This window comes from Streptomyces sp. M-16 (assembly GCF_052114405.1).
In the GTDB taxonomy this organism is placed as follows: domain Bacteria; phylum Actinomycetota; class Actinomycetes; order Streptomycetales; family Streptomycetaceae; genus Streptomyces.
Genome location: NZ_JBFRER010000099.1, coordinates 1 through 14348, shown reverse-complemented (window position 1 = coordinate 14348; position 14348 = coordinate 1). Strand labels below are relative to the sequence as shown.

General features: G+C 73.3%; 17 protein-coding genes and 1 pseudogene. 11 read left to right on the top strand and 7 right to left on the bottom strand.

Annotation, left to right across the window (positions count from 1 at the left end):
• Positions 1-12 precede the first annotated feature (12 nt).
• From AB4039_RS32115 to AB4039_RS32105, 3 genes are all read left to right on the top strand, one after another.
• Complete coding sequence (locus tag AB4039_RS32115) at positions 13-858, top strand: AraC family transcriptional regulator (protein ID WP_442272419.1); 846 nt, start codon at positions 13-15, stop codon at positions 856-858.
• 151 nt (positions 859-1009) lie between these two features.
• Positions 1010-1720, top strand: coding sequence for an AzlC family ABC transporter permease (locus AB4039_RS32110; RefSeq protein ID WP_266844082.1), 711 nt, complete (start codon positions 1010-1012; stop codon positions 1718-1720).
• Positions 1717-2025, top strand: coding sequence for an AzlD domain-containing protein (locus AB4039_RS32105; RefSeq protein ID WP_266842753.1), 309 nt, complete (start codon positions 1717-1719; stop codon positions 2023-2025). Before AB4039_RS32110 ends, AB4039_RS32105 begins: the two co-directional genes overlap by 4 nt.
• On the opposite strand, the gene AB4039_RS32100 is transcribed toward AB4039_RS32105, so the two are convergent.
• On the bottom strand, positions 1994-2950 hold the full coding sequence (locus AB4039_RS32100) for a hypothetical protein (protein ID WP_266842754.1): 957 nt from the start codon (positions 2948-2950) through the stop codon (positions 1994-1996). The genes AB4039_RS32105 and AB4039_RS32100 overlap by 32 nt on opposite strands.
• An 80-nt stretch (positions 2951-3030) precedes the next feature.
• Between AB4039_RS32100 and AB4039_RS32095 the strand changes: the two genes are divergently transcribed.
• Positions 3031-3225, top strand: a complete 195-nt coding sequence (locus AB4039_RS32095) for a DUF3046 domain-containing protein (RefSeq protein WP_266842756.1) — start codon at positions 3031-3033, stop codon at positions 3223-3225.
• A 50-nt stretch (positions 3226-3275) separates the two neighbouring features.
• Complete coding sequence (locus tag AB4039_RS32090; RefSeq protein ID WP_266842758.1) at positions 3276-4493, top strand: AI-2E family transporter; 1218 nt, start codon at positions 3276-3278, stop codon at positions 4491-4493.
• Here AB4039_RS32090 and AB4039_RS32085 read toward each other — a convergent pair.
• A complete protein-coding gene (locus AB4039_RS32085; RefSeq protein WP_442272418.1) occupies positions 4426-5214 on the bottom strand; it encodes a Clp protease N-terminal domain-containing protein in 789 nt (262 codons plus the stop codon). The genes AB4039_RS32090 and AB4039_RS32085 overlap by 68 nt on opposite strands.
• 109 nt (positions 5215-5323) lie before the next feature.
• On the opposite strand from AB4039_RS32085, the gene AB4039_RS32080 reads away from it, so the two are divergent.
• Positions 5324-5872, top strand: a complete 549-nt coding sequence (locus AB4039_RS32080; protein WP_442272417.1) for an HPP family protein — start codon at positions 5324-5326, stop codon at positions 5870-5872.
• Positions 5873-5943: 71 nt separating this feature from the next.
• Here AB4039_RS32080 and AB4039_RS32075 read toward each other — a convergent pair whose 3' ends face one another.
• The gene (locus AB4039_RS32075; protein WP_266842764.1) at positions 5944-6369 is read right to left on the bottom strand and encodes a hypothetical protein; all 426 of its coding nucleotides are present in this window, start codon (positions 6367-6369) and stop codon (positions 5944-5946) included.
• Between the two features lie 295 nt (positions 6370-6664).
• Here AB4039_RS32075 and AB4039_RS32070 point away from each other — a divergent pair, with 295 nt between their 5' ends.
• The 5 genes and pseudogenes from AB4039_RS32070 to recX all read left to right on the top strand — a co-directional run bounded on the left by AB4039_RS32070 (position 6665) and on the right by recX (position 11304).
• On the top strand, positions 6665-7519 hold the full coding sequence (locus AB4039_RS32070; protein WP_266842766.1) for a S1 family peptidase: 855 nt from the start codon (positions 6665-6667) through the stop codon (positions 7517-7519).
• 156 nt (positions 7520-7675) lie between these two features.
• Positions 7676-7955: pseudogene (locus AB4039_RS32065) on the top strand (FAD-dependent oxidoreductase); the annotation flags it as partial.
• 223 nt (positions 7956-8178) lie between these two features.
• Positions 8179-9381 (top strand): hypothetical protein, encoded by a 1203-nt coding sequence (locus AB4039_RS32060; RefSeq protein ID WP_266842768.1) that lies wholly within the window; start codon positions 8179-8181, stop codon positions 9379-9381.
• Between the two features lie 234 nt (positions 9382-9615).
• Positions 9616-10728 (top strand): recombinase RecA, encoded by a 1113-nt coding sequence (gene recA, locus AB4039_RS32055; RefSeq protein ID WP_266842769.1) that lies wholly within the window; start codon positions 9616-9618, stop codon positions 10726-10728.
• Positions 10729-10731: 3 nt separating this feature from the next.
• The gene (recX, locus tag AB4039_RS32050) at positions 10732-11304 is read left to right on the top strand and encodes a recombination regulator RecX (RefSeq protein ID WP_442272416.1); all 573 of its coding nucleotides are present in this window, start codon (positions 10732-10734) and stop codon (positions 11302-11304) included.
• A gap of 233 nt (positions 11305-11537) precedes the next feature.
• Here recX and AB4039_RS32045 read toward each other — a convergent pair whose 3' ends face one another.
• The 4 genes from AB4039_RS32045 to AB4039_RS32030 form a co-directional block, all read right to left on the bottom strand.
• The gene (locus tag AB4039_RS32045) at positions 11538-11933 is read right to left on the bottom strand and encodes a rhodanese-like domain-containing protein (protein ID WP_266842772.1); all 396 of its coding nucleotides are present in this window, start codon (positions 11931-11933) and stop codon (positions 11538-11540) included.
• Complete coding sequence (locus AB4039_RS32040) at positions 11924-12457, bottom strand: cysteine dioxygenase (RefSeq protein WP_442272415.1); 534 nt, start codon at positions 12455-12457, stop codon at positions 11924-11926. The genes AB4039_RS32045 and AB4039_RS32040 overlap by 10 nt, the downstream gene beginning before the upstream one ends.
• 76 nt (positions 12458-12533) lie before the next feature.
• Positions 12534-12620: a putative leader peptide gene (locus AB4039_RS32035; RefSeq protein WP_311318651.1), complete on the bottom strand. Its 87-nt coding sequence runs from the start codon at positions 12618-12620 to the stop codon at positions 12534-12536.
• Positions 12621-12652: 32 nt separating this feature from the next.
• Positions 12653-14251, bottom strand: coding sequence for an FAD-dependent monooxygenase (locus AB4039_RS32030; protein WP_266842776.1), 1599 nt, complete (start codon positions 14249-14251; stop codon positions 12653-12655).
• Positions 14252-14348: the final 97 nt, after the last annotated feature.

Here is a 14348-nt window from a genome sequence, read left to right as displayed (position 1 = left end):
CAGAATGGGGTCATGGGGACGGACGGAACGCGCGACGGGCGCCGGGAGTGGGCCCGCCACTGGCAGTACCCGCAGTTGCCGGGGCTGGACCTGCTGCGCGCCCACTACGTCCGCCACACCTTCCCGCGCCACGCGCACGACGGCTACGTCATCGCGGCCGTCACCGGCGGCGTCGAGGAGATCGGCCTGCCCTCCGGCACGGTCCGGGCGGGGCCGGGCAGCGTGGTGCTGATCAACCCGGAGGTGGCGCACACCGCGCGCGCCGGGGCGCCCGAGGGCTGGGCGTACGCCACCCTCTACCCCTCCCGGGACCTGATCGCCGAGGTCGCCGCCGAGATCGGCAGCCTGCGCGGCACCCCCGGCTTCACCTCCGACATGGTCCCCGACCCGGAGGCCTCGCGGGCCATCACCGACGTGCACCGGGCCGCCGAGGCCGGCAACGCGCTCGCCGCCGACACCCTGCTGCGGGGCGTCGTGGCGCGGATGCTCAGCCGGCACGCGGGCCCGCTGCCCGCCCGCCCGCCGCGGCGCGCCGGCGCGGCCGACGCGGAACGGGCCCGGAGCGTGCTGGAGGAGCGGATGGCCGAGCCCCCCTCGCTGGAGCGCCTCGCGGAGGAACTGGGCACCAGCCCCTTCGCCCTGCTGCGCGCCTTCCGGGACCGGTACGGGATGCCGCCCCACACCTGGCTCACCGACGCCCGGGTCCGCAGGGCGCGCCTGTTGCTCGACGCGGGCACCGCCCCCGCCGAGGCGGCCGTCACCGTGGGCTTCACGGACCAGCCGCACCTGAACCGGCACTTCACCCGGATCGTCGGGGTGCCCCCGGGCGCGTACCGACGGGAGCGGGCCGCGGGCTAGATCCCGCGGGGGTCCGGGCGCTGCCCCCGCCCGTGCCCGCCCGTGCCCGCCCGTGCCCCGGCCCACGGCCACGGGGACGCCCGGCGGGTGCAAGAACGTACAAGACCCTCCGCCGCGCCCCGCGTACGTTCGGGGCGTGGGAGAGAACCAGATGGTGATACGAGAGGCCCCCGTCCACGACGGGGGACCGGCCTCCGGGCGGCCGCGGGCCGCCGTCGTCCGCGACGCCCTCGGGGTGGGAGTGGCCGTCGGCCTGTCGGGATTCGCCTTCGGCGTGACCGCCGCCGGGGCCGGGATCAGCGTGCTGCAGGCCTGTGTGCTGAGCCTGCTCGTCTTCACCGGAGCCTCGCAGTTCGCCCTGGTCGGCGCGCTCGCGGCGGGTGGCAACCCCTTCACCGCGGCCGCCGGGGCCTTCTTCCTGGGTACCCGCAACGCCTTCTACGGACTGCGGCTGTCCCAGCTGCTCGCGCTGCCCCGGGCCGTGCGCCCCTTCGCCGCGCACTGGGTGATCGACGAGACCACCGCCGTGGCACTGGCGCAGCCCGACCGCAAGGCCGCCCGGCTCGGGTTCACCGTCACCGGGCTCAGCCTCTACCTGCTGTGGAACCTCACCACCCTGCTGGGCGCGCTCGGCGCCGAGGCCATCGGGGACACCTCCGCCTGGGGGCTGGACGCGGCCGGGCCCGCCGTGTTCCTCGCGCTGCTCGCGCCGATGCTGAAGACCTCCACCGAGCGGGCCGTAGCGGGCCTGGCCCTGGTCCTCGGCCTGGGCTTCCTGCCCGTCCTGCCCTCCGGGGTGCCCGTGCTGATCGCCGCGCTGGCCGCGCCGGCCGTGCTGTGGATGAAGGGACGCCGCTCGTGAACGTCTGGATCGCCATCGCGGTGACCGTCGTCGGCTGCTACGCCGTCAAGCTCGCCGGACTCCTCGTGCCCGCCGGGGCCCTGGAGCGGCCCCTGGTGCGCAGGCTGTCCGGCCTGCTGCCGGTCGCGCTGCTCGCCGCGCTCACCGCCCAGCAGACCTTCAGCACCGGCCACGAGCTGGTGCTCGACGCCCGCGCCGCCGGGCTGGCAGCCGCCGCGCTCGCCCTGCTGCTGCGCGCCCCGTTCCTGGTGGTGGTCGGGGCGGCGGTGGTGGTCACCGCGGGCGTCCGGGCGCTGGGGGGCTGACCGCGCCGACCGGACGCCCGTACGCCCTGAGCGTCAGCAGGGCCTCCAGGGTGGCGATCGGCCGCCGCTCCAGCGAGCTGCCCGGAGCCCAGGCGCGGCGGCGCACCGGCCAGCCTCCGTCCGGCTGCTGCTCCGCCGCGAGGAAGTCCAGCGAGCGGCGCATCTCCTCGTCGGTGAACCAGCTCCGGGCCAGCGACTCCGGGCGCCGCGCGTAGTCGTACGGGAAGAGCAGCTCGCCCGGCGCGTAGCCGGGGGCGGGCGCGTACTCCTCGCGCCGATCCGGGTCGAGCACCACGAGGTGCCGCTCGCGCACCAGCCGCCCCAGCCGGTCCGCGGCCGCCGCCGCGCGGGCCCGGTCGGGGGCGCCGTCGAGGAAGGCCACCGCACTCTGGAGCTCGTAGGGGTGCGAGTGGCGCAGCGTCTCGATCCGCTCCCAGCAGAAGTCGGTGGCCCGGAACAGCCAGGCGTGCCAGATCCGGTTGCGGTGCAGCATCCCGACGACGGGGCCCGTGGTCAGCAGCTCGCCCGGCGGGTCGTCGCGCACCGGGTGGTAGGGCGCCACGGGATGGTCGCGCGGGGCCGGGCGGACCAGGGGGAGCGCGCCCTCGGGGGTGGAGAGCCCGGTCAGGTGGCGGCAGAGCCGCTCGATGCGCTGGCCGGCGCAGCGGCCGAGGCTGTCGAGGACCCGCAGGGCGTGCGCGGTGTGCAGGGGCTGGCTCAGCGGGCCGCGCAGATCGGGGTCGAGCGCGTGTCCGTAGCCGCCGTCGTCGCCCAGGTACGCGCCGAGGGCGGCGTCCACCGCGTCGGCGTCCCCGCCGAGGAAGTGGAAGGCGAACCGCCGCTGCTCCAGCACCCGGGCCGTGAGCCAGATGAACTGTTCCGCGCGGGCCAGCGGGGCCGGCGGGGGAGATTCGTCTCCAGGCATGCGTGCCACCGTAGGGCGCCAGGCGCGGGCGCAGGGGGGCAACGGGCCGGGTGCACTCTCCCGGGCGGGATACTGGGGGCATGCGGTTGACGATTTTCTGGGAGCGGATGGCGGAGCACTTCGGTGCGGCCTACGCGGAGTCCTTCGCCCGGGACCACGTGATGGCGGAACTCGGCGGACGCACCGTGCGCCAGGCACTGGACGCGGGCTGGGAGACCAAGGACGTGTGGCGTGCGGTGTGCACGGCGATGGACGTGCCGGCCTCGCTGCGCTGAGGCGAACACCGTTTCGTGGTTCGGTAAGCGCGTGGGACAGACTGGGCGGCGTGGCAGTCAGTGATGAGACGACGAGGAACGCCCCGACCGCGGAGGCCCCCGACGACGGGGACGCACCGCCGGCCCCGGACGTAGGGGACGCGTCCGCCGGGACCGCTCCCGGCCGGGCGGAGGCGCGGATGCCGCGCTGGCTGCCGCGCGCGGTGGTCCTCGTACTGGCCCTGGTCGCCTGCTTCCAGCTCGGCAGCTGGGCCTTCCACCAGCTGATCGGGCTGCTGGTCAACATCCTGATCGCGTTCTTCCTGGCGCTCGCGATCGAACCCGCCGTGGCCCGGATGGCGGCCCGCGGCATGCGCCGCGGGCTCGCCACCTTCCTGGTGTTCCTCGGGGTGTTCGTCGCGACGGCGGGCTTCCTCGCGCTGCTCGGCTCGATGCTCGCCGGACAGATGGTCGACATGGTGGAGGGCTTCCCGCGCTACCTCGATTCGGTGATCAAATCGATCAACGCCACCTTCCACACCGAGCTGTCCCGCCTGGAGATCCAGGACAGCCTGCTGCACTCCGCCTGGCTCCAGAAGTACGTGCAGAACAGCGCGACCGGTGTGCTCGACGTGTCCACCACCGTGCTGGGCGGGCTCTTCAGGCTGCTGACGGTCGGCCTGTTCTCCTTCTACTTCGCCGCCGACGGGCCCCGGTTGCGCCGGGCGCTGTGCTCCGTGCTGCCGCCCGCGAAGCAGGCCGAGGTGCTGCGGGCCTGGGAGATCGCCGTCGCCAAGACGGGCGGCTACCTGTACTCCCGCGGCCTGATGGCGCTGATCTCCGGCATCGCGCACTACGTCGTCTTCGAGTTCCTCGACCTGCCGTACGCGCCCGCCCTGGCGGTGTGGGTGGGGCTGGTCTCCCAGTTCATCCCCACCATCGGCACCTACCTGGCGGGCGCGCTGCCGATGCTGATCGCCTTCACGGTCAACCCGTGGTACGCGCTGTACGTGCTCGGGTTCGTGGTCGTCTACCAGCAGTTCGAGAACTACATGCTCCAGCCGAAGTTGACCGCGCGGACGGTGGACATCCATCCCGCGGTGGCCTTCGGGTCGGTGATCGCGGGCACCGCCCTGCTGGGCGCGGTCGGGGCGCTGATCGCGATCCCGGCCGTCGCGACGCTGCAGTCCTTCCTCGGCGCGTACGTCAAGCGCTACGAGGTCACGGACGCGGCTCCTGCGACGGCGGCTGCGCGGACCCGTCGAGCACGGAGGCCAGGAGTGCGGTGATGCGGGCCTCGGCCTCGGCCTTGTCGAGTCCGAGGCCGCTCAGCACGCCGTCGCCGTCCTCCAGTTCGAGGAGGGCGAGCAGGATGTGCTCGGTGCCGACGTAGCCGTGGCCCAGGCGCAGGGCCTCGCGGAAGGTGAGCTCCAGGGCCTTCTTGGCGCCCGCGTCGAAGGGGACGAGGTCGGGGACGGGGGCGCCGGAGGGTTGCGGCAGGGTGGCCGTGACGGCGGTGCGGAGGTCGGCGGCGGTGAGCTGCCGGGCGGTGAGGGCCGTGATCCACAGGCCTTCGGGCTCGGCGAGCAGGCCCAGGACCAGGTGCTCGGGGCGGATCTCGGTGTGGCCGGCCGCGCGGGCCTCGTTCTGGGCGCTCACGACGACGTTGCGGGCGCGGGGGGTGAAGCGTCCGAAGCCCTGGTTCGGGTCGAGGCCGGGGTCGCCCTCCTTGTCGGCCTTGGGGACGAAGCGCTTCTGCGCCGCCTGGCGGGTGACGCCCATGCTGCGGCCGATGTCGGTCCAGGAGGCGCCGGAGCGGCGGGCCTGGTCGACGAAGTGGCCGATGAGGTGGTCCGCCACGTCACCGAGGGCCTCGGCGGCGACCACGGCGCCGCTGAGCTGCTCCAGGGTGTCGGAGTGGACCTTCTTGATGGCCTCGATCAGGTCGTCGAGGCGGACCGGATTGGTCATGCGGACGGGTTCCACGGGTTCCACGGAAGGGTTCGTCATGAATGCAACCCTAGGTTGACAGTTTGAGGTGTGTCAACCGTCGGTTGTCAGTCGGTGCGGGGGGTGCCGTATAGGGCCGGAATGTGGGGGCCCGGTACACCTGGCGTTCATGAGCGTGGACACGACTACCGAACAGACCACCGGCCGGCCGGCCGCCCTGCGCACGCTCGCCGGGCGGGCACCCGCGCCGGTCGCGCCCGCCCGGGCCACCGCCCTGGTCAGCGGCGGGGTGGCGGCCGCGGCACTGCTGGCGCTCGTCGGCATCGGCGCGCTGCTGCGCGAGCCCGTACTGATCCCGCCGATCGCGGCGAGCGCGGCCATCGTCTACGGGGTGCCCGCGCTGCCCCTGGCGCAGCCGCGCAGTGTCGTCGCGGGGCACCTCCTGTGCGCGGTGGTCGGCTACCTGGCGCTGGCGCTGCTCGGCGGCGCGCCGTGGGTGGCGGCGCTCGGGGCGGGGGTGGCGGTGGGGGTCATGACGCTGGCCCGGACCCCGCACTCGCCGGCGGCGGCGACCACCGTGGTGGTGGTGCTCCAGGCGCCGGACCCGGTGTGGTTCCTGCCGCTGCTGAGCGGTGCGGCGGTCGTGCTGGTGCTGGCGGGGATGGCGGCGTCGCGGGCGCGGCCGGGGGCCGTCAGGTATCCCGTGTACTGGTGGTGAGGGGGGCCGGGGGCCGGGGGCGGAGGGGGCTGGGGACGTGGTCCCCTCCGCCCGTCGGCTCGGGGTCGGCGTCAGGCGGCGGGCTGGGGCTGCCCGTTCAGCAGGCCGACCAGCTGGTCCATCTCGCCCCGCCAGGTGCGGTGCACGTTCATCCGCGTCGGCTTCACGTGGCCGGGGAGCATGATGCGGAAGGAGCTCCAGATGGCGTTGCGGTTGACGTCGGTGACGGTGCCGACGGCCTGGGCGGGCGGTATCGCGAAGACGATCTCCTGGGGGCGGTTGCTCATCCGGCTCGCCTTGTGGAGGACGACCGCCTGCTCGGTCACCGTGACGAAGTAGTAGGTCAGGAACGCCTGGCCGATGAGGCCGAGCATGCTCATCAGCCACACGCTGGGGCCCGCGATGGCCTGGATGGTGACGATGGGCCGGTCGGTGGGGTTCGCCTGGGTGAGGGCGTCTGCCACCTGCTGCTGGATCGTGGCCTTCTTGATGGCCATGGGTCCTCCTGAGCGGAATCTCGGTGCCCCCGTCGTCGGGGGCACCGCAGAGTACCGGCCATGAACAGGCCCTATTCGGCCAGGTCGTGACGGTGGCCCTTGCGCCCCGGTATGGGGTCCGGTGTCCGGCTCGGGGGCCGTTGGGAGGGGTTGGGGTGAGAAGCGTCCACGGACCGGCCGGGCACCCGTTTGCCAACTGCCAAGGCCCTCTTGTGGGTTGACTCAGGTCAACTGAGAATGCGCATGACAACCGAAGGATCTTCGGTCGCATTCGTCACCAGAGGGGAACCCCCACATGAACAAGCCTCTCACCGGCCTCCTGCTCTCCCTGCTCCTCACCGGAGCGGCGGCGGCGCCGGCCGTGGCCTCCGCCCCCCACGACACGGACCGGGCCACGGCCAAGAACCCGCAGGCCGTGGCCGTCACGTACGCGGGCACCGTCGCGCTCAGCAACTGTTCCGGCTCGGTCGTCCGCACCCCCGCCTCGCAGCCGAACGACCCCGCGCTCGTCCTCTCCAACGGGCACTGCCTGGAGACCGGTTTCCCGGCGGCCGGCGAGGTCCTGGTCAACCGCGCCTCCAGCCGCTCGTTCTCGCTGCTCAACGCTTCCGGCTCCAAGGTCGCGACGCTGCGCGCCAGCAAGATCGCGTACGGGACGATGACGGACACGGACGTCTCGCTGTACCAGCTGACCAAGACGTACGCGCAGATCCAGAGCCAGTACGGCATCGACGCGCTCACCCTCAACGACACCCACCCTGCGCAGGGTTCGTCGATCAAGGTGGTGTCCGGGTACTGGAAGCGCACCTACAGCTGCAGCGTCGACGGGTTCGCGTACCGCCTCAAGGAGGGCGCCTGGACCTGGAAGGACTCGGTCCGCTACACCTCGTCCTGCAACACCATCGGCGGCACCTCCGGCTCCCCGGTGATCGACACGACGACCGGCAAGGTCGTCGCCGTCAACAACACGGGCAACGAGGACGGACAGCGCTGCACGGACAACAACCCGTGCGAGGTGGACGAGAACGGCAACGTGACGGTCCGCCAGGGCATCAACTACGCCCAGGAGACGTACGTCCTCGTCCCCTGCATAGGCCCCGGCAACCAGATCGACCTGAACCGCCCCGGCTGCGTCCTGCCGAAGCCGTAGCTACGGCAGCGCTCGTACCCGCCTGCCCCCCGCACCACCCCGGCCCCGCCGACACCACCGTCGGCGGGGCCGGCCCGTTCCGGGCGGACTTGCGGCACGGCCCGGGCGGTGCCGCAGAATCACCCATCGAAGCTATGACCTGCACGAACACAGGGGGAACGCAACGCGGAGGGCGCCCGCGTGCTGGACAGCACCCTCGCGCAGGGGGTGCTGCTCGGGGCGGATCCGGCTGCGCGGGCGCTGCGGGAGTTCGTTTCGCAGCTCATGGACTTCGAGGTGGTGAACCGGTACGTGACCGAGCAGATCACCGCGGTCGGGGTCCGCTACGACCTGGGCGAGGGGCACGACCTGGTCGGCCGGCGCATGCGTGAGGTGGAGCTGAAGCAGGGGCGCCTCTACGAGCTGATGCGCGGCGGGCGCGGGCTGCTGCTCGCCCGGTCGCGCGCGTCGCGCGGCCGGGCCGGCCCCTCGGCCGCGCCCGGGAGGATGGAACAGGCGAGCGATGAGAACAGGCCATAGGCACATGCCAGGAGCACTAAACCGATTCCGTGGGCGCTCCATCAAATGTGGTGAACCTTGCAGGTCAGAGGAGTGAAGCGGCCAAAACGCCCTCCATGATGACGTCGTCTCCCCCCACCCCTCCCACAAGGAGTACGACCATGTCCGAGACGGCCGAGCCCAACGTCGGTTCGTTCACCCTCGGCGGTCCGCTGACCGCCGAACCCTCCGCGCCGATCGAGGTACCGGAGTATGAGGAGTGGACCCTTCCGAACGGCTTCGCGTGGGTTTTCCTCGGTGAGGGCAACCGCCAGCTCACCCGGCCCGTGATCATGGCCGACGGCTTCAACCTCGGCCGCAGCAAGCTGGAGGTCCTCTACCAGGGGCTCGAGGGCGGCTTCCCGTTCATCAGCGAGCTGCGCCGGCGCGGCAGGGACGTGATCCTGCTCGGCTTCGAGGAGCGCAGCGCGTCGATCCTCGACAACGCGCAGGCGGCCGAGGCGGCCATCCAGCGGGCCATCGACGACCAGGTGGGCGACGCCCGCCTGGTCGTCGGCGGCTTCAGCATGGGCGGCATCGTCACCCGCTACGCGCTCGCCAGGCTGGAGACGCTCCGGATGGACCACCGGACCGGGCTGTACTTCTCCTACGACAGCCCGCACCGCGGCGCTTCCATCCCGGTCGGGGTGCAGGCGTTCTCGCACTTCATCCCGTTCCCGAACGACTTCGCGCGGCAGATGAACAGCCCGGCCGCGCGCCAGATGCTGTGGCGGCACTACGACAAGGACACCGGCAAGATCGGCGTCGCCCCGGAGCGCACGGAGTTCCTGGCGGCCCTGGACCGGGTCGGCGGCTGGCCGCAGATCCCGACGAAGATCGGCGTGGCCAACGGCCGCGCCGACGGGGTCGGCCTGCCGGACGTGGGGCCCGGCGAGGTCGCGCTGCGGATCGACCGGATCTACCCGGGCACCACCTTCTACACCCAGGCCCAGGGCGACGACGTGACGGTCGCCTACCTCAACCGCAGGTTCCCCAAGGCCGAGAAGACCATCACGACCAGCGGCTTCCCGGAGATGGACGGCGCGCCGGGCGGCACCCTGCACACGTACGGGATCCTCGCCGAGGCGATGGAGAAGCTCGGCGGCAAGGCGGACCTGCGGCACGAGGACGTGTGCTTCGTCCCCTCGGTCAGCGCGGTCGCGGTCCGCGACGTAGAGGAGCAGGACGACCTGTACGCGGACATCGACGCCCTGAGCCCGGACGAGAGCGAGCTGGACGACTTCCGCTGTTCGTCCACGACCACCGCGCACACGGCCATCACCGAGGAACTGGCCCGCTGGATCACGGACCGCCTCCCCGACTGATCCCCGCCGCGCGCCCCCCGGGGCCGCCGTCCGCCCCCACCCGGCGGCCGGCGGCCCCGCCGTGCTCTGTCACGCCGTCCCGGGAGGGGGTGGCGTGGTGCGCTTGACAGGGAAATCGAACATCCATTCTGATGGGTTATCCACAGCCGGAACGGGTGTGGGAGCGCATTGTCAGTGGCAGGCGTTAGCGTCAATGGCGTGAAGCGATCGACTCAAGCAAACCGGGTGGAACCCATGGCAGGCACCGACCGCGAGAAGGCTCTCGACGCCGCGCTCGCACAGATTGAACGGCAATTCGGCAAGGGTGCGGTCATGCGCCTCGGCGACAAGCCGAACGACCCCATCGAGGTCATCCCCACCGGGTCGACCGCTCTGGACATCGCCCTCGGCGTCGGCGGGCTGCCCCGCGGCCGTGTGATCGAGGTGTACGGGCCGGAGTCCTCCGGTAAGACCACCCTCACCCTGCACGCCGTGGCCAACGCGCAGAAGGCCGGCGGCACCGTCGCCTTCGTGGACGCCGAGCACGCGCTCGACCCCGAGTACGCCAAGGCCCTCGGCGTGGACACCGACAACCTCATCCTGTCCCAGCCGGACACCGGCGAGCAGGCGCTGGAGATCGTCGACATGCTGGTGCGCTCCGGCGCGCTCGACCTGATCGTCATCGACTCCGTCGCGGCGCTCGTGCCGCGCGCGGAGATCGAGGGTGAGATGGGCGACTCGCACGTCGGTCTCCAGGCCCGCCTGATGAGCCAGGCGCTCCGCAAGATCACGGGTGCGCTCAACCAGTCCAAGACCACCGCGATCTTCATCAACCAGCTCCGCGAGAAGATCGGTGTGATGTTCGGCTCGCCCGAGACCACCACCGGTGGCCGCGCGCTGAAGTTCTACGCCTCGGTGCGCCTGGACATCCGTCGCATCGAGACGCTCAAGGACGGCACCGACGCGGTCGGCAACCGAACCCGCGTCAAGGTCGTCAAGAACAAGGTCGCGCCCCCCTTCAAGCAGGCCGAGTTCGACATCCTCTACGGCCAGGGCATCAGCCGCGAGGGCGGCCTGATCGACATGGGCGTGGAGCACGGCTTCGTGCGCAAGGCCGGCGCCTGGTACACGTACGAGGGCGACCAGCTGGGCCAGGGCAAGGAGAACGCCCGCAACTTCCTGAAGGACAACCCCGACCTCGCCAACGAGATCGAGCGGAAGATCAAGGAGAAGCTGGGCGTGGGTGTCCGCAAGGACGCCGCCGCGGGCGACGAGCCGGCCGCCGCATCGGCCGACTCCGCGGCCGCCGTGCCCGCCCCGGCGTCGAAGGCCAAGACGTCGGCCAAGGCCGCCGTCGCCAAGAGCTGACCCGTGCGGGAGCAGGAGAGGGGCGGCGCGAGCGGCGGGCGTGAGGGCCGCCAGGAGCTGCCGCCCCAGAGTCCCGAGGAGCAGGCGCGGGCGATCTGCCTGCGCCTGCTCACCGGGATGCCGCGGACCCGGCGCCAGCTCGCGGACGCCCTGGAGAAGCGGGGCATCCCCGAGGAGGTGTCGCAGGAGGTCCTCTCCCGGTACGAGGAGGTGGGCCTGATCGACGACGCCGCCTTCGCGGGGGCCTGGGTCGAGTCCCGGCATCGCGGCCGGGGACTCGCCCGCCGGGCGCTCGCGCAGGAGCTGCGGACCAAAGGGGTGCACACCACCCTCGTGCAGGAGGCGCTGGAGCAGCTGGACTCCGAGCAGGAGGAGTGCACGGCCCGGGAGCTCGTGGAGCGCAAGCTCCGCTCCACCCGAGGCCTGGAGCGGGACAAGCGGATCCGGCGCCTCGCCGGGATGCTCGCCCGCAAGGGGTACCCGGAGGGCATGGCCCTGCGGGTGGTGCGGCGCGCCCTGGAGGCGGAGGGCGAGGACGCCGACGACCTCGGGTACCCGGGGGGTCCCGGACTCTGAGGCCCGGGTCCTGAGACCCGCGCGTCCGCGACCCCGGGTCCTGAGACCCGCGCGTCCGCGACCCCGGGTCCGAGATCCCGGGCCCCGAAACCCGGGTCCGAGACGACCTCGGGTCCGAAACCCGCGTCCGAGACCGGGTTCCCGGAGCGGCTCGGAGATCGTGGGGTGGCCCCGGGCCGCCGGGCTCCGGACGGAGCCGGGCGGCGCCCGGAAACCGATGGGGCGGCCCGGCGTCAGGCGGGGACGACGGGGAGGCCAGCCGCCTTCCAGGCCTGGAAGCCGCCCGTCAGATCCGTCGCCCGGTGCAGACCCAGGGCGTGCAGGGAGGCCGCGGCCAGCGTGGAGGCGTACCCCTCGTTGCAGATCACCACGACCGGGAGGTCGTGACCGGTGGCCTGCGGGAGGCGGTGGGAGCCCTGCGGGTCGAGCCGCCACTCCAGTTCGTTGCGCTCGACGACCACCGCGCCGGGGATCAGCCCGTCCCGCTCGCGCAGCGCCTGGTAGCGGATGTCCACCAGCAGGGCCCCGTCGAGGAACGCCTCGTGGGCGGCCGGCGGTGCGATGCGGGTGTAGCCCGCGCGGACCCGTTCCAGCAGCTCGTCGATGCCGACCGGGGCGCTCACTGCCATTCCGCCGGGCGCTCGACCTGCTCCAGGGTGAGGACGGGGCCGCTGCGGCCGTAGCGGCGGATCAACGGCAGCGGCGGGTAGTAGGCGTGGACCGAGATCGCGTGCTCGTCCGGGGACTCGTTGAGGACCTCGTGGACGTGGTGCTCCCCGAAGCCGCGTCCCGCGCCCGCGGCCAGGGTGCGGCTGCGGTCCACGCCGGGAGCCAGCTCCAGGCTCTGCCAGCCCTCCGAGGGGAGCCGTACCGCCAGGGAGCGCTCGGTGAGCCGGCCCCGCGCGGTCGCGAAGGCGCCCCGGGATTCGGCGTGGTCGTGCCAGCCGGTGCCGGTGCCGGGAGGCCAGCCGATCAGCCAGGCCTCGCTGCCGCCCGGACCGTCGAGCCGGATCCAGGTGCGGCCCTCCGGATCCAGCGGCAGGGAGTCCACGACCGCCGGGTCGGCGGCGGTGCGCAGGGCGAAGGAGAGCAGTTCCGCCGCCGTCGGCGCGGCGGTGCGGGCTGGGGCGTGCGTGGGCGCGGGGGCAGACATGCGATGACCGTCCTGGGAGTTCGCGAAAGGTGCGCGCGGGCCCGGAGGGGCACGGGGCGCGCGGAGGGAAGGCGAATCAGCAGGAAGGGCGACACACGCAGCCCGCGTAGCGGAGCAGGTCCATGTGAACCCTCCGCCACAGGCGTACGTCGTTGCCGGTCATGTCGGTGAGTGAACCACGCGTGCCCGGGAGCGTCAATCGATCACGGCTGTGGGCGTGGTGGAGGGAGCGGCGGAGGGAGCCGGCGCGGGGGCGCCGTCCGGGGCGCCGGCCCGGACCGAGTCCGCCGCTTTGTACAGCTCCGCCGGACGGACCCCGGCGAAGGTGGCCGCCAGGTGCCCGTCGGGCCGGACGAGGAGCACGGTGTGGGCCGGAGCCCCCGGGTAGGAGTCCGCGACCAGCAGCTCGGTGCGGACCGGGAGGGCGCTCACGGCCGCCGCGAGCCGGGGCATCAGCCCGGCGCTCTGCCAGTGCCGCCGGTCCCACACCCCGGTGCCCGGGGCGACGAGCAGGACCAGCAGCCGGCCCCGCCCCAGCAGGTCGCGCAGCGGGACGGTGGCCCCGTCGGGTGCCGTGACGGGTACGTTCGCCACCGGACCGCCCGGTTCCGTCGCCGTCGGGACCTCCCGTACGGCCACGGGCGGGGCGTACACCGGCTCCGCGCCGAGCGGGCCCCGACCCAGGTGCCCGTCGGTGAGCAGGGCCTCGGCGGAACGCGCGGATCCGGGAAGCAGGGTGCGCAGGCCGCCGCCGCCCCGCAGGGTGGGCATGGCCTGGTCGGCGGCGCGCAGCCGGGCGGCGACGGCGGTGCGCCGCTCGTCCTCGTAGCTGTCGAGCAGGGCCTCGGAGGCGCCCTGGTGCCAGGCCAGGGCCAGCTTCCAGGCGAGGTTCTCCGCGTCGCGCAGCCCCTCCTCGACGCCCTGGGTGCCGAGCGCGCCCAGCAGGTGCGCCGCGTCCCCGGCGAGGAAGGCGCGGCCGTCGCGCCAGCGCCGGGCGAGCCGGTGGTGCAGGGTGTGCACCCCGGTGTCGATCAGGTCGTACGGGGGAGTGGTGCCCCCGCACCACCCCGCGAGGGTGTCCCGGATGAGGGTGACGAGGGCGTCCGGGGTGACCAGCTCGCCGCGCGCGGCCAGCAGCCAGTCCAGCCGCCAGACCCCGTCGGGCAGTGGCCGGGCGGTGACCTCCTCGGGCCCGGAGGGCGGGTTGCGGTGCAGCAAGGCCTCGCAGGGCCAGGGCAGTTCGGCGCGCAGCGCGGCGACGGCGTGGCGTTCCACGGCGGTCCGGCCCGGGAAGCGGATGCCGAGCAGCTTGCGCACGGTGGAGCGGGCCCCATCACAGCCGACGAGGTGGCTGCCGCGCCACCAGGTGGCTTCGGCGCCCCGGGTGTGCGCGGTGACCCCGCGGCCGTCCTGCTCCAGGGAGTCCAGCTTGCAGTCGGTGACCAGCTGGACGAGGGGGTGCGCGGCGGCGGTGTCGCGCAGGCCGCGCGTGAGGGCGTGCTGCGGGAGGTGCAGGGGCGCGGGCCGGTCCTCGAAGGTGATCCGGCGCATCTCCTGACGGCGCCTCATGGTGCGCCAGGCCGCGAAGTGCGCCCCCTCGTCGCGCAGGGTGGCGCAGCCCAGCCGGTGCACCATCGCGGCGGTGTCGCCGTGCAGGACGACGGAACGGGCGGGCCGGGGTTCGTCCTTGCCGGGCCCCTCGTCGAGGAGGACGGAGGGTACGCCGTGGCCGGCCAGGGCGAGGGACAGGGACAGTCCGACCGGGCCCGCGCCGACGACGATCACCGGGTCCATGGCAGGGCTCCCGATGTCCGGTATGTGATCACAGAACGTATGCAACCCACTGGAGGTGCCTGCGTCAAGTGACACCCGTCCGGACGTAGCGGTGTGG

Coding starts and splice junctions, on each gene's coding strand:
- AB4039_RS32080 (WP_442272417.1), top strand. CDS start 5,324: ATGAGCGTGGACACGACTACCGAACAGACCACCGGCCGGCCGGCCGCC.
- AB4039_RS32030 (WP_266842776.1), bottom strand. CDS start 14,251: ATGGACCCGGTGATCGTCGTCGGCGCGGGCCCGGTCGGACTGTCCCTG.
- AB4039_RS32110 (WP_266844082.1), top strand. CDS start 1,010: ATGGTGATACGAGAGGCCCCCGTCCACGACGGGGGACCGGCCTCCGGG.
- AB4039_RS32045 (WP_266842772.1), bottom strand. CDS start 11,933: ATGGCAGTGAGCGCCCCGGTCGGCATCGACGAGCTGCTGGAACGGGTC.
- AB4039_RS32060 (WP_266842768.1), top strand. CDS start 8,179: ATGTCCGAGACGGCCGAGCCCAACGTCGGTTCGTTCACCCTCGGCGGT.
- AB4039_RS32100 (WP_266842754.1), bottom strand. CDS start 2,950: ATGCCTGGAGACGAATCTCCCCCGCCGGCCCCGCTGGCCCGCGCGGAA.
- AB4039_RS32115 (WP_442272419.1), top strand. CDS start 13: ATGGGGACGGACGGAACGCGCGACGGGCGCCGGGAGTGGGCCCGCCAC.
- AB4039_RS32070 (WP_266842766.1), top strand. CDS start 6,665: ATGAACAAGCCTCTCACCGGCCTCCTGCTCTCCCTGCTCCTCACCGGA.
- AB4039_RS32075 (WP_266842764.1), bottom strand. CDS start 6,369: ATGGCCATCAAGAAGGCCACGATCCAGCAGCAGGTGGCAGACGCCCTC.
- recA (WP_266842769.1), top strand. CDS start 9,616: ATGGCAGGCACCGACCGCGAGAAGGCTCTCGACGCCGCGCTCGCACAG.
- AB4039_RS32040 (WP_442272415.1), bottom strand. CDS start 12,457: ATGTCTGCCCCCGCGCCCACGCACGCCCCAGCCCGCACCGCCGCGCCG.
- AB4039_RS32095 (WP_266842756.1), top strand. CDS start 3,031: ATGCGGTTGACGATTTTCTGGGAGCGGATGGCGGAGCACTTCGGTGCG.
- AB4039_RS32085 (WP_442272418.1), bottom strand. CDS start 5,214: ATGACGAACCCTTCCGTGGAACCCGTGGAACCCGTCCGCATGACCAAT.
- AB4039_RS32035 (WP_311318651.1), bottom strand. CDS start 12,620: ATGACCGGCAACGACGTACGCCTGTGGCGGAGGGTTCACATGGACCTG.